Below are 17,984 nucleotides of genomic sequence, written 5' to 3'. Positions count from 1 at the left end.
AGGCGCGGACGCGCTGGTGACGTCCGGATCTCGGGCAAGCGTGTTACTCAGGCGTGCGGCTTGTGGCGAATGGTCTTCATCAGATCGGCCGGCGTGATGTGCCCGACCACGCTGTCGGCGCTGCCCGGCTGCGGCAGATTTAGGATGTTGCCCTTGATCTTGCCGATCACGTGCATCTCGCAGGGTTTGCAGTCGAATTTCAGGGTCAGCACTTCATCGCCATGCACCAGCTGCATCGGCGCGACCTTGGTGCGTACGCCCGTCACGCCCTTGGCCTGTTTCGGACAGAGGTTGAAGGAGAAGCGCAGGCAGTGCTTGGTGATCATAACCGGCACCTCGCCGGTTTCCTCGTGGGCCTCGTAGGCCGCGTCGATCAACTGAACGCCGTAGCGCTGGTAGAACGCGCGCGCCTTCTCGTTGTAGACGTTGGCGAGGAAGGAGAGGTGCGATTCGGGATAGACCGGCGGCGGCACGCTGACTGCCTTGCGGCTGCCCAGCGGGCGGATGACTTCGCGCGCGGCGGTCAGTGCCTCGATGGCCTCGCGGCGCAGGGCCTTGAGTTGCGAATTGGGGATGAAAAAGGCCTGTGGTGCGTCAACATCCACTTCTTCGGCGTGGTAGATCGTGGTGCCCAACTGGCTCAGCAGGTCGGCGATCTGACCGGGCACTTGCTCGGGCTTCTTGGCTTCGCCGAAGGGGCCGGTCAGCGAGACGGTGGCATAGGCGCCTTCCTCGCTGGTCACGTGGAGGTCAAGCTCATCCGCACGCAGCCTGGCCAGCCAGCGCACGCCAATGCGGCGCTCGGCAGAGGTCTTCAGTAAGGCCTGCTGCCAGTTGTGGTCCAGGTTGCGATTGAGCGGATGGTTCGGGCGCAGCTGGCGGATCGCGGCGGGCATCTCGTTGGGTTCGACGCGGTACTGCCAGAGCGCCTGGCCTTCCTCTTCTGATTGCCCCAGCGGCTCGACCACGCTGGCGCGGAAGCCCACCACCTCACGCTTGACCAGCACATTGAGGCCGTCACCGTTGGACAGCGGCTCGCGGGTCTGGACGGTCAGGTCATGCTTGCCGACCTTGAGCACTTCGCCCACCGCGAGGCCGGTGAAGGTCGGCGAGTCGAACGCGCCAATGTCGATCTTGCGGTCAGTGACGAAGTAATCGGTGCTGCCACGGTGGAAGGTCTTGTCCGGATCCGGGACGAAAAAATGCTCGGTGCGGCCGCTGGAGGCGCGCTGCAGGTCGGTGCGGTCTTCTAGGATTTCGTCGAGGCGCTGGCGGTAGTAAGCGGTGATGTTCTTCACGTAGCTCACATCCTTATAACGCCCCTCGATCTTGAACGAGCGCACCCCAGCATCGACCAGCGCACGCAGGTTGGCGCTCTGGTTGTTGTCCTTCATCGACAGCAGATGCTTGTCGAAGGCGACCACCCGACCCTGGTCGTCTTTCAGCGTGTAGGGCAGGCGGCAGGCCTGGGAGCAGTCACCGCGGTTGGCGCTGCGCCCGGTCTGCGCATGGGAAATATTGCACTGGCCGGAAAAGGCCACGCACAGCGCGCCGTGAATGAAGAACTCGATGGCCGAATCCACCTCATCGGCAATCGCGTGGATCTCTTGCAGGTTCAGCTCGCGGGCCAGGACCAGCTGCGAGAAGCCGGCCTTGGACAGGAATTTCGCCCGCTCCAGGGTACGAATGTCGGTCTGGGTGCTGGCGTGCAGTTCGATCGGCGGGATGTCCATCTCCATCACCCCCATGTCCTGCACGATCAACGCATCGACGCCAATTTCGTAGAGCTGCCAGATCAGCATCCGCGCCGCTTCCAGCTCATCGTCATGCAGGATGGTGTTGATGGTGACGAACACCCGCGCATGGAACAGATGAGCGAAGGTCACCAGTTCGGCAATGTCCGCCACGCTGTTTTCAGCGTTGTGCCGCGCACCGAAACTCGGCCCGCCGATGTACACCGCATCGGCGCCATGCAGGATCGCCTCCTTGGCGATGGACACATCCCGCGCGGGGCTGAGCAGTTCGAGGTGATGCTGAGGTAGGGACATGGGCGCGGACCGGGTGTTATTCGAAAGTCGCGCATTGTAATGGCTTACGGCCGGTTTGGGATTGGCCGCTGGGCGTGTGGGCCACGACAATCCGGCCGGAGGAGAGCGGCCGGCCTTTTTCTCGGCGCCCATGCCCGAGCGTGATGGAGCGACCTGATGGCCGCTCATACCAAAGCCGCGACCATCCACAGCAGTCCTCCGGCCATTGGCAATCCTGCAGCCAGGCGCGGCGCGTGGGGGATCAGCAGCAGCAGGGCGAAGCCGGCAAGCGAGATCAGGCCAAACCAGCCAACCAGCGCCATTCCGCCGGGCCAGACATAGCCAGCCGCGTACGCCGCCAGGCCGAGCAGCAGACTGCCGAGCGGGGCGCCGAGGCGGCGCAGTCGAGCGGGCACGCGCGGGCTGACCAGCTGTTTCCAGTGGCGTTCCTTGCCGAGACAGAGACACAGCATGCCGGCGTAGGCCAGCAGGAGGCTGGCAAACAGAGCTGAACCGCTCATGACGAGGCTCCGGGGGCTGGGCGGTTGAGCGGTTGAGCGGAGCGTGCCTTTCTGGCGGCGGCTTGGGGTATTTTCCAGGCTGTCCACGCGAGCGACAGGCCCATCACCGATACGCTTGCAACGAGGGGCAAGCGCATGTTGTCCAGTGTCAGATTGTCGGTCATCAGGTCCAGCAATGGCAGGCCGAGCGCCAGTACCGAGGCGGCGAATAGCTGCTCGCGCCAAGCGTGCATGGGCTTGCGCGCCCAGCCGTGCAACCAGCTCAAGGCCCAGATACCGAAGAACAGCCGCAGCTCCCAATCCTGCCGGCCGGCCAACGCTGCCGGCAGCAGCCGATTGCCCCAAAGCAGCGAAATGCAGGCCAGAGAAAGCCCGGCCACTATCGCCACGTTGGTGCTTTCCACGAACCGAAGGAAGGGCTGGTTGGCCTTGGCCTGCTTGCGTTGCTTGACGGTATAGAGCACCAGCCCGGTTGCGATCATGGCGCAGCTGACCAAACCACAGATGAAGTACAGCCAACGCATCGGGTAACCGCCAAACTGCGCGAAATGTAGGCCAGCCATCACCCGTTGGGTCAGTTGACTGGTACGTGACGGCTCCGGTGCCCGGATCAACTCGCCGGTCACGCCATTGAAGAGCATACCTTCGCCTTTGGTCAGTTCGATGCGATTACCCAGTACGGGGCGCGCCGTGACCTGGGCATTGGCTCGGCCTGGGTTACTCACGGCCAGGCCACCGATCATGCCGGCGCCATAGTGCGCCTCGGCACGGGAAACGATTTCACTCAGCGACAGCAGCGGCGCGACCGGCGCTTGGACGGGCTTGTCGCCACGACCTTCGCCGCGCGGCGCTTGCTCGGCGGCGCGGCTCGATTGCGCCTCCTTGAAATAGGCCTGCCGATCACCGTCGTACAGTGCGTCGACTGCTGCTGGCATATAGAGCAGAAAGAAGATCGCGAGCCCTGTGTAGGTGATCATCAGGTGGAACGGCAGGAGCAGGACGGCGCTGGCGTTATGGCCGTCGAGCCAGGAACGCTGCCCCTTGGCCGGACGGAAGGTAAAGAATTCCTTGAAGATCTTTTTGTGAATGATGATCCCGCTGATCAGCGCCACCAGCATGGCCATCGCCGCGAACCCGACGACCCAAACCCCTAGCGTTCGGGGCAGGTGCAGGGTGTAGTGAAAATGGAAGAAGAAATTGCCGCCGATGGTTTCGCGTGCCTCGACGGTTTCGCCTGTCTGCGGGTCCAGCTGCATGCGTTCGGCACCGCGGCGTCGCTCGCCTACGCTGACGCTGAGGTCCGGAGATCGTTCACTGGGCAGGCTGATGTTCCAGTTCGATTCGTCCGGGTGATTCTTCATCAACCAGCGCTGCGCTACATCGGCGGCGGCTGCCGGTGACTGCGTCCGATCGGTCAGCTCCGGCTGCATCCACCAGCTGATTTCTTTGTCGAACACCGCGAGCGTGCCGGTGAGGAAGATGGCGAATAACATCCAGCCGAGCAAGAGCCCGCACCAGGTATGCAGCCAGGACATCGATTGCGTCAGGCTGCCTTTCATCGCACGGCCTCCAGCAACTGTGGCCAGAAGCCGATGGCCGCCAGCGGCACCGCGGCACTCAGACCGACCAGCACCCGGCGTAGCGAGGCTGCGGCGAAAGCCCAGAGAATGAATACCAGATAGATCGCGAACGACAGCAGCGAGGCGGTGGTCAGCGCATCTACGCGATCCACCGGCAGCAGGCGCGCCAGTGCGGCGGTGAATGCGTAGGTGAAGGCGTAGCCGCCAAGCACGGCGAGGGCGGCGCGCGCGGCGATGTCAGGCCAGGCATTACGCGATTGCGATACGGAACGAGTCACGACAGGCTCCCGGTGGGAAACGGCTGAAGTCATACGAAAAAGCCCGACAGCTGCGGCGCAAGCCTATCGGGCGGTCGGTTTGAGGCGGTGTGCCGTGTCTTGAAAGCAAGCAGCACGCCGCGTCGCGATCGCTTAGAAGTCGACCGTCATGCCGACGACCAGCCGGCGGCCGTCCAGCACCACTTCGTAGTCATCGTTGGTGACTTCCTTGTTGGCGATGTTGTACAGGCCGGCTTTCACATCGACCTTGTTCGTCAGCTGGTAGACGACGCCGGCATCGAAGAAGCCGTAGCCCGGTGTACCGTCGGACATGCTGGTGCGGCTGATGTAATCGCTGGTTTCGCTGCGGTAGTTACCCTGCAACCAGGCATTGAGGCGGGACGTTGCCTGCCAGTCGAGCAGCGCGTTGGCCATGTGCTTGGGCTGCTTGTTCAGCGGGTCGCCTTTGAACTCGCCAGTCTTCTGCTCGGAGTCGGTGAAGGTGTAGCTGGTGCTCAGGCGCAGATTGGGCCTGAAGCTGTAATCCAGGGTCCACTCGATGCCCTGCATGATGGCTTCATCGACGTTCATCCGCGTGCTGAGGAAGTAGTAGTCGGTGCCGCCGAAGTCGCAGGACCAGGCGGCCACGTTGTTGCGGTTTGCATTGGAGCCGTCGGTGTCGGTTTCGCAGAGACGGTCCTCGGTGATCTTGTCCTTGTACTGGGTGTGGAAGGCCATGAGGCTGGTGGCAAAGCCCAGTTCGGGATTGTCGTAATTGAAGCCCAGCTCGAAGTTGGTGCTGGTTTCGGGGTCGAGTTCCGGATTGCCGATGATCAGCGCGCGCGGATGTGGCGCTGGTGATCCGCCGCCGCCCGTACCACGGCCGAAGCCTTCGGTGGCGTCGGCGAGGCCGGGCTGCTTGTAGCCGGTGGAGACGCCGCCTTTGAGGGTCAGGTTCGGCGTGGATTGGTAGACGCCATACAGGCGCGGAGACAGGTAGCCGCCGAACAGCTCGTCGTCGTTGTAGCGCAGACCGGTGGTGATCGCCAGGTCCTCGGTTACGCCCCACTCGGCCTCGGCGAAGATCGCCGCCAGCCAGCGATCGACGCTCGCTACGGCACCCGGCACGTTCGACGCCAGCAACCCATTGGATTCGTCGACGAAATCTTCGTATTTGTACTGACCGCCGAATGTGAACACATGCGAGCCCCAGAAGTAGCTGGCCTGGGTGTTGAGCGTGGTGATCTCTTCGCGCTTGGTGAGGTCTTGAACACGCTCCGATTCGTCATGCTGCAAGTAACTACTGATTTGCCAGTCGGCGTACTGGCCGTCATGGGCCAGTACGTAAATGTCCTTTTCGTAATCGGTGGTGTTCTTCGTCGCGGTGATGTCGACGCTCTGGCCCGGATGATGGGTTTCGTTTAGGCGTGCGGCCTGGTAGCTGACGGAGAAGCGATTGCGCTCGTCGGGTGTCAGATAGAGTTCGATGCCGCCCTGCCTGCGCTGGCTGTCCGGTGTGCTGGCCGCGCCGTCGTCTGCGCCAATGTGGTCGCTTTCGTCGGCACGGGTATAGCTGCCGTTCAGTTTGGCGCCGAGCAGGCCCGGAATCAGCGCGCCCCCGAGATAGAAGTTGGTCGTCGCTTCCTCTTCGTTGATGTCGTTCAGCGAATGGCTGTAATCGGTGGAAATGGTGCCAGCCCAGGCGTCGCCGCCCTTGCGGGTGATGATGTTGATCACGCCGCCCATGGCTTCGGAGCCGTACAGCGATGACATCGGGCCGCGGATCACTTCGATGCGTTCGATCATTGCCAGCGGTGGCAGGCCGATCTGTTTGCCTCCGTCGCTGCCGTTGGTATTGACCGAGCGGCCAGCGGAGACGGGGCGCCCGTCGACCAGATAGAGCGTGTAGGCCGAGGTCATGCCGCGGACACTGATGTCCTGCATGTTGCCGCCACCGGTGACGTAGACGCCGGGAACGTTCTTCATCGCATCGACGATGTTGGTGTAGGACTGCTTTTCCAGCTGCTCCCGGGTAATCACGGAAATACTGGCCGGGGCCTTGGCAATGTTCTGCTCATAACCGGCGGCGGTCACCACTGTGGTCGGCTGGAGCTCGAGCGGTTCTTCGGCATGGGCCGGTGCGCTGATCCAGGTTGCCATGGCGATGGCGCCAGCCAGCCGATGTCGATTGAAAATGACCATTCCCGCGTTCTCCCTGAGCCTTAGCATTCATCGTCCGCGGCCGACAGAGGCTGCGAATCGGACGCGTCGCCCGTGTCGGCGGTCGCGCCGTTCGCAATGCTAAGTATTCTCATTTGAGAGTAAAGCGCATTTACAATCTATACACTTCGCAGGCGGATGGTCATGCGCAGCCCGGGGTCACTGTTCTCGGCCCAGATGTCGCCACCCTGCATCAGCACCATGCTGCGAGCGATTGCCAAGCCCAGCCCGAAGCCGTCGCCGCCAGGCCGGGCCGCGCTGAGCCGGGCGAAGGGCCGGAAGATTACTGGCAACTGGTCTGCCGGCACGCCAGGTCCCTGGTCCTCGATGTGCAGCTGCCAATAATCGCCGTCGGGTTCCGCCGACAGGCAGACCGTGCCCACGGCGGGGGAATAGCGAATGGCGTTGCGCAGAATGTTCTCCATGGCCTGTGCCAGCGCGTTGAGATTGCCGAGCACCAGGCAGTCTTCCGGCACCCGCGCCTGGATGCGCTCGCGCGGCCAGCCGGACTCGAAGCAGGCGTTCTCGCTGAGCACATCCCAGAGTGCCGCCACTTCCACCGGCTCGCATTCGAAGCGGGGCTGCTCGCTGTCCAGCCAGGCGAACTCCAGGGTGCTGTCGACCAAGTGTTGCATGCTGGTGATTTCGCGGTCGGTGCGACTGCGCATCTCCTCGGCGCTCAGCTCACTCTCACAGGCGACGCGCAAACGGCTGAGCGGCGTGCGCAGCTCGTGGGAAAGATCGCGCAACAGTTGCTGCTGCTGCGTAATGGAGTCGCGCAGGCGCTGGGTGAGGTACTCCAGCGAACGGCCCAGTTCGCCGAGTTCATCGTTACGCCGGGCAATCGACGGCGGCAGCAGCGAGTCGAGACGGTTCCCGCGCAGCGCATTGGCCTGCCGACGCAAGCTGTCCAACGGCGAGACCAGCAGGCGGTAGAGCAGCCAGCAGAACAGCACTGACAGCAGCACCAGGGGCAGATACACCGCGCCGGCGGTGAGCAGCGCATGATGCCGCCAGGGTCGGAAGCGCTCCGGTAGGCGAATGATCAGCCGTGCACCGCTGCCCTCGATCGGTATGGAAACCAGTGGCAAGCCTTCATTACGCCGGCTCATCGGCCATTCGTAATGCCGCACGAATGTGAGACCCTTCCGCTCTTCGTCGTTCAGCGCCTGCCCCCCGAGGGGTTGCAGCTGCTCATCCACCACCACCAGCCAGCTTGATTCGCGCTGACGCATGCTCCTGAGCCATTGTTCCAGCGCTTCCGGTCCCTGTTGCAGGGCGGTACGGGCTTCGTCGGCATAACCGGCGAGTACCTCATGCGCCTCCTGCGTCAGATAGGAGCTGGCCCGGTCTATCTGACGGCCGACGTAGCCGCCAGCCCAGATCATCGACAGGCAGAATCCGGCGACCAACACCACCAGGCGCCAAAACAGCGAATGACGGTTGGGCATCAGCTGGCCTGCAGTTCCAGCACGTAGCCCTTGCCCCACACCGACTCCAGACGCAGCGCCAGAATCTCTTCACGCGCCAGCTTGCGGCGAATGTTACTGACGTGCATGTCCAGGCTGCGATCATGCTGCGAGTAGCCGCGGCGCAGCGCTTGCTGGTAGAGAAACGGTTTGGTCAGTACTTCTCCGGCTGCGTTATGTAGCACCTTCATCAATCGGTATTCAGTGGCCGTCAGGCCGACCCAGCGCCCCTCGTAACGCAAATCGCAACGCTGATCGTCGAAGCGCATCGTGTCATCGTTGGCCGCCGGCTGGACGCTGCGCTCGTACGCGACGCGCCGCAGAATGGCGGCGATGCGTACCTGCAGTTCCTCAATGCTGAACGGCTTGGGCAGGTAATCGTCGGCGCCGCTATCAAAGCCCTGGATGCGATGCGCCTCGTTACCCAGCGCAGACATCATGAGTACGGGTGTACGGCGCTGTTCGCGCAGCTGGGTCAGCAGCTCCATGCCGCTGAGCGCCGGCAACATCACGTCCAGCAGGATCAGATCGAACGCCGATTCGCGGGCCAATGTCAGGCCGGTGAGCCCGTCATCCGCGAGAGTGACTTGGAAGCCGCGGCTTTCCAGAGATGTTTTCAGATGGTTACCGAGAATCGGGTCGTCCTCGATTGCCAAGATTTGTCGGGCTGCGGAAGAAGCCATGGAAGGTCCGGTGCAAATAAGAACGATTATAGATTGGTGGCCAGCTGAAGCGGCAAGCGATGAATGAGCAGGAATCACACCTGGACTGAAGGCGTATTGCCTCGCATGCTCGACTTGGCTAGCGCTCCCGGTGCATCTTCACTGCTTCTGGTTACCGGGTTCGCTGGAGACAATCATGCGCCTGTTTTCTGCCTCGCTACTTTTTGCCGCATTGCTCGGCGGCGGTCGTCTTGCCGTCGCCGCTAACGAAGGGCAAGCGCGCCAACTAATCGAGTCGATTAACGTTTACCGCAGCGAAGTGCAGCGTTGCGACGACCGGGCGAGCGAGGAGCTGACAGCGCTTTCGCCCGAATCACGCCTGGTATTGTCCGCCACCGGTGCTGGTGATCTGCAGGGTTCCTTGGCCCGCAACGGTTATCCGATGGCCCACGTTCAAGCCATCAGCCTATCCGGCCCGCGCGATGCGCAAGCCGCGATGCAGGCGCTGCGAGAAAGCTTTTGTCGCGTGGTGCTCGATCCGCAGTACGCCGACATTGGCGTCAGCCGTGAAGGCCGCGACTGGCGCATCGTCGTGGCACGGCCGCTGCTTGGTGGGCACCTGAGGGATTGGCAAGCGGAGGGGCGGATGCTGCTCGAGCAAATCAATCGCGTACGCGCAACGGCGCGCCAGTGTCGTGGCAAACCATTCGCCGCGGCGCCGCCGCTGACCTGGAACGCGACGCTTGCCAGCGTCGCTGAAGCCCACAGCCGAGCCATGGCCAACGGCAACTTCTTCAGCCACCTCGACCGCGATGGGCGTACACCGGGCGATAGGGCAGAACTGGCCGGCTATACCGGCACGCCGATCGGCCAGAACATCGCCGCCGCGCTGGACCGACCGCGCCGCGTTGTAGAAGGCTGGATGGCGAGCCCAGGGCATTGCGCCAACCTGATGAACCCGCGCTTCAGCGAGCTGGGCGCTGCTTATGCAGTGGATCCCCAGAGCGATGCAGGGATCTATTGGGTGGGGATGTTTGGCGGGCGGTGATTGGCAAAGCGACCCGCAAGGGTATTTAGGTTCGTTAACGTTGTGACGTTAATACACCGAGGACCTCCTAGCCCTCGGTGCATCTGTTGGGGGCGTTGCCTGGTCAGATCAGATCCTTGCCCGCGGCTTCTTCCAGGTTGCTCTTCGTTAGTTCGGTCAATAGCGGGTCGACCGACTCGTTGAAAGGCAAGGCGAAGATCAAAAGCAGGTGCATCCAGGTCGTCAGTTTTTCCTGTTTCTCTACCCGCCCCAGCTTCTTGCCTTCACTGTCGCGGAACATCATGTCCATGATCAGCGTATTGTCGAAGGTGCCTGGTACCAGGAAGAAGGTGGCGCCTGTGACCACAGCCAGTCCGAGGTTGCCGGTTTCCTGATTGCGCAGCGTAACCGTGACATAGAGATCGGACGCTTCCTGCTCGGTGCTGACCCGAGAGAACCGGCCGCTGTCGACGAAGCCCTGTTTAATGAGCTGTTCCAGCTTGGCAATGTTGGGGGTGCTCGCCGTCGGCGTGCCGTTCACCGAATGCTCGGTTTGTACCTTGATGTATGCGGTTGGCTTTGCCTGCACGGACTCGGCCAGCGGCCATTGCTGGACCTCCGGCAACATGTTGTGCGAGTACGTCATGCAACCCTGCAGAGTCAGGGACGCGGCAATGGCGAGAAGGGCTATCAGTTGTTTCATATTCGGCGTCCTTGTCAATGTGCGAGCTGGCGAGTGCCGTCTTGCAGCAGCTGTTCGACCAGTTCAGTGAGCTGCCGCGAGCCCAGCGACGTATTGAAATAATCGTAGTCCCACAGGCCAGTGTTCTGATTGCGTACTAACGTCTTCTGCGAAAGCGCCAGCTGCTTACCTGCCGCGTCGATAATCTGTAGCTCGGCGGCAAGGTCGTATTTGTCTACATAGATCGGGCCGTTGACCCAAATCCAGACGGTAAGGGTCAGCAGTGCACCGGGGAAATAGCCGGGGTGCGGTGTGCGCTTACCCTTTAGCGAGGTGAAGTTGAATTGCAGCTGGACGTCTTGGTCGTCCAGTTTGGCCGGGAAGCTGATCATGCGTTCGAAGTATTCGCCGCGCTCGACGTGCTGGGCGATTTGCGCCGTCAGCGCATTGCTGATGTTTCTGCGCTGGGTCTCATTCAGGCGAGAGTCGGAAACCTCAACGTCGTTGAGCATCGCGCCGGCAGGCACCGAGTGTTCCATAACGCCCGCAGGTAAGCCGATCGGCCCTGATGGAGTGAAGGAGACGCAACCGGTCAGCGCCAGGCTCAGTAACCCCGCGACCAGATAGTTAAGCTTGTTCATGAAGGACATCCTTGAGTTCGTGCAGAAAGCGTTTGGCTTGCCTTGGACGGTCGTGGTGCTCTCTATGGAGTGGTCGCCATCCTTGGGCGCGGCGGAGTTTAACGTCAGATTGCCATCATTCGTACTCGCAAGTGTTCTCCCGCCGGTACTGGTTCACATTTGGAGCTCGGTGTTGACATACGGCCCAGGACGGTTTGGCCGGACGAGACGCTTGGCAACCATTGCAACGAGACAGAACGGACCTGCTCGCTCGCCAGCACCGCGCTAACGGCGAACAATGAAGCAGCTCGCGTGTCCCTACAGACAGGCCGCTCTGGTCTTTTTACTCTTGACGAGGACCGCTGACATGACCGATCCAAAAGATCCGCTCAAGGATGGCCTGACACCGCCGGACTACGATGAGTACGGCGACGAGTCAGGAGAGAGTGCCGAGCCGGAAGAGGGCACCGACCCGAAGAACCAGCCGAATCCGGGAGAAAGCCCGCTCGGATAATGGCTAGCCACGCGCATGATCCAAGGCATTTCCTCGGCGAAAGGGTAGCGACTCGCTGGACAATCCGACCCTCACGGCCTACAAAGGCGCGCGTTGTGCTGGAGAGCAGGTTTAACCCGTCTCCAGCGTGTGTTGTATTTACCAACGACAGGTGGATTGTGAGAAAGAAAAAGCCCGTGGACCCTGTACGCCAAGCCGAAAAGAACCGTGCACACCGGATTGGCTGGCTGATTGCCCTGGCCGGCATTGTGGTGGGGTTCGTGTTGATAATGATGAAGCCGGCGTGATCATAAGTCGTACCGTTTGATCGGCCTGGCCATAGGGGCATGTTCCGTCTCAACGATTGATCGTTCCTAGCCCTGCACGGGAGCGCGTTGGGTGAGCTCCAGCGTCTGCTTTTGCTGTGAATGCTTGCGCTGGTGCGCTTGGTCCAGGGCGGCCGTGCGTTTTCTTGGTATCCGCAGGGCCCTCTCCGTTCTGTACCGGTATAGCTGCGAGCTGCTGTGCCTATTCCACCGTCTTCGCCGCACTGAGAATGAGCCGATCACTCCCAAGCGACGAGCTGCCATGCATATCGCCATCCTCACCTTCGACGGTTTCAATGAACTCGATTCGCTCATTGCCCTGGGCATCCTGAACCGCATCAAACAGCCAGGGTGGCGCGTGTCCCTGGCGTCGCCGAGCGAAACGGTGACGTCCATGAACGGCGTCCGATTGCATCGTCAGGTCGCACTGGACGAGACTGAGTCATTCGATGCGGTGCTCGTCGGCAGCGGTATCAAAACGCGCGAGATCGCCGAGGATGCCACCGTGATGCAGGTGTTAGCGCGGCTCGATCCCGCGCGCCAGCTGATTGGTGCGCAGTGCTCGGGCACCTTGCTGTTGGCCAAGTTGGGATTGCTGGATGGCGTTCCGGGCTGCACCGACCTTACTACCAAACCGTGGGTACAGGAGGCCGGCATCGAGGTGCTCGAACAGCCGTTCTTTGCGCGCGGCAACCTAGCGACGGCGGGTGGCTGCCTGGCCTCCATCTACCTCGCCGCCTGGATCCTTGCTCGCCTCGTGGGACGCGAGGCGGCAGCCGAAGCCCTGCACTACGTCGCACCGGTCGGGGAGAAGACGGAGTATGTCGAACGGGCGCTGGCTAATATCGAGCCTTATCTTCCCTAGCACCGAAGCACTGCGCCTGACGTCCATGTCGAGCTGCTCCCGCGCCGCTCAGCCCCCTTACGTCGGCATCCGGCAAGCCTAAACGCAAGCCCGGATTCGCCCGGAAATCTTCCTCAAGCGTTCGCCGATAGCCGTGCAGGCCGATGTGCTGACCGTTGTAATGCGCCTCGTCATCAACGAAAGACAGCTCTGGTCAGTTGTGGCTGTTCAGGCAATCGAGGCGTGCCCATGCCATGCATGGGAACGCTCAAGCTGCCGTGACAATCAGGCGAACACGAAGTACTTGCGGACTGTCTCGACGACTTCCCAGGTGCCTTTCATACCGGGCTCGACCACAAAGATATCGCCTGCCTTGAGGTGGATGGGCTCCATGCCGTCGGGCGTGATGATGCAGTAGCCTTCCTGGAAATGGCAGTACTCCCATTTGACGTATTCCACCCTCCATTTGCCGGGCGTACAGATCCAGGTGCCCATGATCTTGCTGCCGTCTTCGGAGGTATAAGCGTTGAGATTGACGGTATGCGGATCGCCTTCGATGCGTTCCCATTTGCAGGCATCGACGACGGGCATCGGTTGGGTCTCGCGCAGTACGGTGATCGGTGTGTTGGCCATGGGCGCTCCTGGTGAGGCGGGGTAGGTCGCCCACCATAGAGCGGCGTTACGTTGGCCAATTGTCTGGGTTCGACGCCTGGATGCTCATCTGCGCTGTGCGGAGCCGGGAAAAATTCGCCGCGCGCAGTGAGTACCGGCGTCAAGGGTCCGATTGGCTGCGTTGCTTCAGCCTGCTGAGCGACAGACTTCCTACACGCGGAAGCGGCTGACCATTGCCTGCAGTTCGCTGCCCAAGCGAGCCAGCTCGGTACTCGATGCGGCGGTCTCGTCGCTGGCCGTTGCGGTCTGTTCGGAGATGTCGCGCACGTTCACCACGCTGCGGCTAATCTCTTCGGCAACGGCGCCTTGCTGTTCGGCTGCTGCGGCGATCTGCTGGTTCATCGCCTGGATATTCGAGACCTTAGCGGTGATGTCGTTGAGCGCCAGCCCGGCCTTGCGGGTGAGTTCCACGCTGCTTTCGGTCAGGTTGTGGCTGTTCGTCATCGCCACGGCAACTTGCTGCGTACCCTGTTGTAGGCCAGCAACCAGTTGTTCGATCTCTTCGGTCGATTTCTGAGTGCGCTGAGCCAAACTACGGACTTCGTCGGCTACCACCGCGAATCCACGCCCTGCCTCACCGGCTCGCGCCGCCTCGATCGCCGCGTTAAGCGCGAGCAGGTTGGTCTGATCCGCAACTGTCCTGATCACGTCCATGACAGTGCCGATGCGTTTGCTTTCAGACTCCAGCTTGGTCATGGCCTCGGTAGAACGGAGCATTTCCTGGGACAGTCGTTCGATCTGGGCGGCCGCCTCGGACACGACCGCATCGCCCGCACGTGCTTCTCGATCCGCGTCACCTGCAGCTTGCGAGGCATCTTCTGCGCTGCGAGCTACCTCTTGCACCGTAGCCGACATTTCCTGCATGGCCGTTGCGACCTGGTCGGTCTCGATTTTTTGGCCATTCATACCGATGCTGGTCTGCTCGGTCACGGCCGATAGCTGCTCTGCAGCGCTGGCCATCTGCGTAACGCTGTCGCGGATGCCACTGATGAGTTCACGCAAGGTGGCGGCCATGCCCATTACCCCCTTTTGCAGGGCACCGATCTCATCCTTGCGCTCGATTTGGCGCTGGTCGGTCAGATCACCGTTAGCGATATTGCGGATGACCGCAAGCGTATCTGCCAGAGGGCGCGTGATCTGCCGCGTAATCAGCCAGGCAGCCAGCAGGCCGATCAACAGGGCCAATACAGAGACTGTGATTTGCGTAATCTGGGCCTGAACGGCTTCCTGGTCCCGACTCGCGTTCTGCACCTGGCTCAGGGCCATGCCGAGACGATTCACCTCATTCGTTTGATTCGCCATCTCCCGACGTGCTGCCGTAATCGCTTCGGTCTGCGCAACCACGGCTTCGAGCGCAACCAGGTACCCGTCAAGAGCCTGTTCGGTAACCGCGACCTGAGCGGAATAATCTTCCCCCAGCACATCTTTTACGCGCGCAGCGGAACGCCGAGCCTCTGTGATCTGGTGCTCGACCTTGGCGGCGACCTCGGCCGTAGGCGTCGTGTTGTAACCACGCATCTGGTAGCGCACCAATTGCCAGTTCATCCGCAGTTCGGAGATTACCTTCAGGCCTTCGTAGCGATTGTTCGCGAGGACTGACAATCGCTCCACGGCCTTACCCATGGCATCGATTGGCTCGCTGGCGAGTGCCGCATACTTGCCCATATCTGCCCGGGCAGCAGTGCCCAGGGCATACGCGTCCCGCATCTTTTTCAATGAGGCGCGGTAGCGCTGGATCTGCTCGCCTTGCTGACGTAGAAGCGCGACGTCTTCAGGCCTGGAGAAGTTTGGTGAGATAGCCTCGAGCATATCCGCGAAGCGCTCCAGATGCTCACTTACGGCCTCGGCCGATTTCGGATCGCCGTTGTCGAGCATGTATTGCAGGCGTGCAGCTCTCAGATCGGCTACTACGCCGTTTAGCGAGGCGATCTCTTCCATCAGAGCGCTGCGGTGTGTCACGTCAGCCAGGCTGCGCCAGTTTGAAACGGCCAATACAGCCGTAAGCAGCAATACCGAGCCGAAGCCAATAGCCAACTTATGGGTCATGCTGATGTCGGCGAACCAATTCTTCATCCGGTTTTTCTCCTTACCAATGGGTTGAAAAGCCGAGGCGCCTGACAGCCCTGATGATGCAACCACCGGCTGGCATCTCGTTGGTGTGGTAGGTAGCGCCCAGGGCAACCGCCAATGGCAATGCCAGTCAACAAGCGCCTGGGCCAAAGTGGCGGGGGTTGAGGTCCATGCATGCACGAAGCTCGGAGCCACGACGGCCCCGAGCTACAGCGCTGGCTCAGTAAAAGAACGTCAGCAGTGCGTTGAAGATCAGTGCCGCGACGAAGCCCAGAGGGGCTGCACGGAACAGTAGTTGCGGGAACAGCGAGGTACGGCTCTGTTCCGTGGGGCAGGAGCCGAGAATCAGGCTGCCACCCGAAGAGAATGGCGAGATCGAAGTGGCCTGGGCACCAACGACGATAGCGATGAAGAGAATCATCGGATCGAGTCCCAGCGCCGAAGCAATCGGCGGCACCATCGGGAACAGCGCAGGCGTGACGACGCCGAGGGTGCTGGAAAATAGCGACATGAACGCTGCAACCATGCCGAAGACGATCGGCACCAAAATCGGCGGGATGCTATTGCCCATCCACGATGCCAGCACGTCGATGGTGCCGGCCTTGATGGCGACCGAAATAAGCATGCCTACGCCGCAGATCATGATGAGGGTTCCCCAGGGCACCGAGGCCATGGCCTTGCGCTCGTCGCCCAGTTTCAGCAGCAGCGCAATAACGGAGAACAGGCTGGCGATCAGGCCGATGTTCATCTTCGAGTTGATGAAACTGACCGTCGCGTTGTCCGGAAGGGCGATGCTGGCGATCGGCGCGGCCAGCACGATGGCCATCATCGTCAGCGTCAGCCACAGCGTCATCTTCTGCTCGCGGTTCAGCGGTGTCGGCTCGGTTGCAACGAAGGCTGATGTCTTCATCGCCTTGCCATGCCCGGTCAGGAACACCAACACGGAAATCACCAGCAACGGAATCACCAGCGTGCTGACAAAGATGCCCGCCGCATTGAGGAAGGCTTCGCTTTCCGGAATGCCAGCGTTCACCATCAAGCCACGGAAGATGATGCCACTCTGGCTGGATACGAAGTTGGCACCGCTCAGGGCGCCATAGTTCACGGCCATCCCGCCAGCAATCAAGCTCATCCCAGTGCGCTCACAAAGGAGCAGGGTGATCGGGGCCATGAATGCCAGGACTGTGTAATAGCCCGCCCCCATCGCAGAAATGACCGTTGCCGTGAAAAAAACTGCGAACGGCAATAGCTGCGGTACCGAGCGACACTGATAGATCAGGTGCTCGGCCAGCTTCTCCAGGGTGCCGTTGACCGTGGCGAAACTGTAGAACAGGCAGACCGAGAAGATTATGAAGAATATCTTCAGTGGCCACAGACTGATGACCTCGGAGGGGCTTAGGCCCATGCCGAAACAGCCGATCAGGTAGGCAAAAGCAATGGCGAACAGACCAATGTTGATCTTGGTTTTGTAGCCAAGGGCGACGGCGACGACAATGGCCCCGACGACGAGCATGCTCATCATGATGTTAAGTGTCCTGTTTTTTGTTGTGCAGTGTTTAGCGGGAGGGGTCGAAGCTGAACAGCTTCGCCGGGTTATTCATCAGCACTTGGGCGCGTTCGCCCGTATCCGGTAGCAGTGCCACGAAGAATGCGACCTGTCGGTCATAGTCGGTCTGATCTTCGAACTGGGTGTTGGGCCAGTCACTGCCCCAGAGAAATCGTTCGATGCCACCGCTGGCCTCACGCACCTGCGCCAGCACCTGTACTGCTTGGGTCAGATCGGACTGGCTGCGATAGGCAGCCGACAGCTTGAGCCATACACGTTCATTGCCCAGCAACTCGAGAAAGGCCCGGTGGTTGGGGTTCAACACATCGAGGCCGCCACTAGGCAATCCGAAATGATCGATCACCACATTGACGCCGCAGTCCAGGATCGTCGGCACGATCAGCGCCACATCATCGATGCCACGCTGAATCTCGATCTGCCACCCCCGTGGCGCCAACCGCTCGAACAGCGCCGTCCAGGCAGCCCCGCTGTAATTTGCCAATGCCTTGCCAATCAGGTTCAGCCGGATACCCACCACACCGGCTTCGGCCAGCTCGTCCAGCTGCGCCTCGCTGACATCTACATCGACCACTGCGACGCCGCGCAGCCGCTGCGGGTAACGGCGTAGCGCTTCGAGCATGAAGCTGTTGTCGGTGCCGAGGAAGCTCGGCTGGATCAGCACGCCGTGAGACAGGCCGTTGCGATCGAGGTGCTCGAGGTAGTGCTCAATCTGCGCATCGTAGTGCGGGCTGTAACGACGGTTGGGAACCATCGGCAGATCCTGGCGAAAAATATGAGCATGCGTGTCCACGCCGGTTAGGGCGGGGGGATGGAGGCTGGTCATAAGCAAAACAACCCTGTTCGATTGTTGTTGTGGTGAATGCCCTTTCGTCCTCTGACGTCAGGTCGTGAAACGCAAGCCAAGGCTTGCTGTCAGATTTCTTCGGCGACATATGGTCATATATATG

The 17,984-nt window shown here is 61.2% G+C and carries 16 protein-coding genes; 3 read left to right on the top strand and 13 right to left on the bottom strand.

Annotated features, from left to right (window positions below; translation table 11 throughout):
* Nucleotides 1–47: 47 nt before the first annotated feature.
* From H3028_RS09635 to H3028_RS09605, 7 genes are all read right to left on the bottom strand, one after another.
* Nucleotides 48–2,048, bottom strand: coding sequence for a U32 family peptidase (locus H3028_RS09635; protein ID WP_181296798.1), 2,001 nt, complete (start codon nt 2,046–2,048; stop codon nt 48–50).
* A gap of 164 nt (nt 2,049–2,212) precedes the next feature.
* Nucleotides 2,213–2,548 (bottom strand): DUF3325 domain-containing protein, encoded by a 336-nt coding sequence (locus H3028_RS09630; protein WP_181296797.1) that lies wholly within the window; start codon nt 2,546–2,548, stop codon nt 2,213–2,215.
* On the bottom strand, nt 2,545–4,107 hold the full coding sequence (locus H3028_RS09625) for a PepSY domain-containing protein (RefSeq protein ID WP_181296796.1): 1,563 nt from the start codon (nt 4,105–4,107) through the stop codon (nt 2,545–2,547). The genes H3028_RS09630 and H3028_RS09625 overlap by 4 nt, the downstream gene beginning before the upstream one ends.
* Nucleotides 4,104–4,406 carry an iron transporter gene (locus H3028_RS09620; protein ID WP_181296795.1) on the bottom strand — a complete coding sequence of 101 codons (303 nt, stop codon included), beginning with the start codon at nt 4,404–4,406 and terminating at the stop codon, nt 4,104–4,106. The genes H3028_RS09625 and H3028_RS09620 overlap by 4 nt, the downstream gene beginning before the upstream one ends.
* A 132-nt stretch (nt 4,407–4,538) precedes the next feature.
* Nucleotides 4,539–6,587, bottom strand: coding sequence for a TonB-dependent receptor domain-containing protein (locus H3028_RS09615; RefSeq protein ID WP_181296794.1), 2,049 nt, complete (start codon nt 6,585–6,587; stop codon nt 4,539–4,541).
* A 137-nt stretch (nt 6,588–6,724) separates the two neighbouring features.
* On the bottom strand, nt 6,725–8,056 hold the full coding sequence (locus H3028_RS09610; protein ID WP_181296793.1) for a sensor histidine kinase: 1,332 nt from the start codon (nt 8,054–8,056) through the stop codon (nt 6,725–6,727).
* Complete coding sequence (locus tag H3028_RS09605) at nt 8,056–8,757, bottom strand: response regulator transcription factor (RefSeq protein WP_181296792.1); 702 nt, start codon at nt 8,755–8,757, stop codon at nt 8,056–8,058. Before H3028_RS09605 ends, H3028_RS09610 begins: the two co-directional genes overlap by 1 nt.
* Before the next feature lie 175 nt (nt 8,758–8,932).
* Here H3028_RS09605 and H3028_RS09600 point away from each other — a divergent pair, with 175 nt between their 5' ends.
* The gene (locus H3028_RS09600; protein ID WP_181296791.1) at nt 8,933–9,784 is read left to right on the top strand and encodes a CAP domain-containing protein; all 852 of its coding nucleotides are present in this window, start codon (nt 8,933–8,935) and stop codon (nt 9,782–9,784) included.
* Nucleotides 9,785–9,887: 103 nt separating this feature from the next.
* Here H3028_RS09600 and H3028_RS09595 read toward each other — a convergent pair whose 3' ends face one another.
* Entirely contained in the window at nt 9,888–10,466 is a 579-nt protein-coding gene (locus tag H3028_RS09595) for a hypothetical protein (protein WP_181296790.1), read from the bottom strand.
* A gap of 14 nt (nt 10,467–10,480) precedes the next feature.
* Complete coding sequence (locus tag H3028_RS09590) at nt 10,481–11,086, bottom strand: hypothetical protein (protein WP_181296789.1); 606 nt, start codon at nt 11,084–11,086, stop codon at nt 10,481–10,483.
* A 346-nt stretch (nt 11,087–11,432) separates the two neighbouring features.
* Between H3028_RS09590 and H3028_RS09585 the strand changes: the two genes are divergently transcribed.
* Together H3028_RS09585 and H3028_RS09580 are read left to right on the top strand one after the other, a co-directional pair.
* Nucleotides 11,433–11,579, top strand: a complete 147-nt coding sequence (locus H3028_RS09585) for a hypothetical protein (protein ID WP_181296788.1) — start codon at nt 11,433–11,435, stop codon at nt 11,577–11,579.
* Nucleotides 11,580–12,146: 567 nt separating this feature from the next.
* Nucleotides 12,147–12,749, top strand: a complete 603-nt coding sequence (locus H3028_RS09580) for a DJ-1/PfpI family protein (protein ID WP_181296787.1) — start codon at nt 12,147–12,149, stop codon at nt 12,747–12,749.
* 264 nt (nt 12,750–13,013) lie between these two features.
* Here the strand turns inward: H3028_RS09580 and H3028_RS09575 are convergent, their stop codons facing one another.
* From H3028_RS09575 to H3028_RS09560, 4 genes are all read right to left on the bottom strand, one after another.
* Nucleotides 13,014–13,361, bottom strand: coding sequence for a cupin domain-containing protein (locus tag H3028_RS09575; RefSeq protein WP_181296786.1), 348 nt, complete (start codon nt 13,359–13,361; stop codon nt 13,014–13,016).
* 189 nt (nt 13,362–13,550) lie between these two features.
* A complete protein-coding gene (locus H3028_RS09570; RefSeq protein ID WP_181296785.1) occupies nt 13,551–15,473 on the bottom strand; it encodes a methyl-accepting chemotaxis protein in 1,923 nt (640 codons plus the stop codon).
* A 217-nt stretch (nt 15,474–15,690) separates the two neighbouring features.
* The gene (locus tag H3028_RS09565) at nt 15,691–16,992 is read right to left on the bottom strand and encodes an SLC13 family permease (protein ID WP_181296784.1); all 1,302 of its coding nucleotides are present in this window, start codon (nt 16,990–16,992) and stop codon (nt 15,691–15,693) included.
* Between the two features lie 34 nt (nt 16,993–17,026).
* Nucleotides 17,027–17,860, bottom strand: a complete 834-nt coding sequence (locus H3028_RS09560; protein WP_181296783.1) for an amidohydrolase — start codon at nt 17,858–17,860, stop codon at nt 17,027–17,029.
* Nucleotides 17,861–17,984: the final 124 nt, after the last annotated feature.

The sequence above is a fragment of the Pseudomonas sp. Q2-TVG4-2 genome, from assembly GCF_013620795.1.
Lineage (GTDB): Bacteria > Pseudomonadota > Gammaproteobacteria > Pseudomonadales > Pseudomonadaceae > Stutzerimonas.
Note: the sequence above shows the minus strand (reverse complement) of the source record. Positions and strands in the feature narration are given on the sequence as shown.

What these genes read in the sequence shown, in the direction of transcription:
- H3028_RS09575 (WP_181296786.1), bottom strand. Translation starts at nt 13,361, where the DNA reads ATGGCCAACACACCGATCACCGTACTGCGCGAGACCCAACCGATGCCC.
- H3028_RS09595 (WP_181296790.1), bottom strand. Translation starts at nt 10,466, where the DNA reads ATGAAACAACTGATAGCCCTTCTCGCCATTGCCGCGTCCCTGACTCTG.
- H3028_RS09615 (WP_181296794.1), bottom strand. Translation starts at nt 6,587, where the DNA reads ATGGTCATTTTCAATCGACATCGGCTGGCTGGCGCCATCGCCATGGCA.
- H3028_RS09565 (WP_181296784.1), bottom strand. Translation starts at nt 16,992, where the DNA reads ATGATGAGCATGCTCGTCGTCGGGGCCATTGTCGTCGCCGTCGCCCTT.
- H3028_RS09635 (WP_181296798.1), bottom strand. Translation starts at nt 2,048, where the DNA reads ATGTCCCTACCTCAGCATCACCTCGAACTGCTCAGCCCCGCGCGGGAT.
- H3028_RS09580 (WP_181296787.1), top strand. Translation starts at nt 12,147, where the DNA reads ATGCATATCGCCATCCTCACCTTCGACGGTTTCAATGAACTCGATTCG.
- H3028_RS09570 (WP_181296785.1), bottom strand. Translation starts at nt 15,473, where the DNA reads ATGAAGAATTGGTTCGCCGACATCAGCATGACCCATAAGTTGGCTATT.
- H3028_RS09585 (WP_181296788.1), top strand. Translation starts at nt 11,433, where the DNA reads ATGACCGATCCAAAAGATCCGCTCAAGGATGGCCTGACACCGCCGGAC.
- H3028_RS09590 (WP_181296789.1), bottom strand. Translation starts at nt 11,086, where the DNA reads ATGAACAAGCTTAACTATCTGGTCGCGGGGTTACTGAGCCTGGCGCTG.
- H3028_RS09630 (WP_181296797.1), bottom strand. Translation starts at nt 2,548, where the DNA reads ATGAGCGGTTCAGCTCTGTTTGCCAGCCTCCTGCTGGCCTACGCCGGC.
- H3028_RS09610 (WP_181296793.1), bottom strand. Translation starts at nt 8,056, where the DNA reads ATGCCCAACCGTCATTCGCTGTTTTGGCGCCTGGTGGTGTTGGTCGCC.
- H3028_RS09605 (WP_181296792.1), bottom strand. Translation starts at nt 8,757, where the DNA reads ATGGCTTCTTCCGCAGCCCGACAAATCTTGGCAATCGAGGACGACCCG.
- H3028_RS09625 (WP_181296796.1), bottom strand. Translation starts at nt 4,107, where the DNA reads ATGAAAGGCAGCCTGACGCAATCGATGTCCTGGCTGCATACCTGGTGC.
- H3028_RS09560 (WP_181296783.1), bottom strand. Translation starts at nt 17,860, where the DNA reads ATGACCAGCCTCCATCCCCCCGCCCTAACCGGCGTGGACACGCATGCT.
- H3028_RS09600 (WP_181296791.1), top strand. Translation starts at nt 8,933, where the DNA reads ATGCGCCTGTTTTCTGCCTCGCTACTTTTTGCCGCATTGCTCGGCGGC.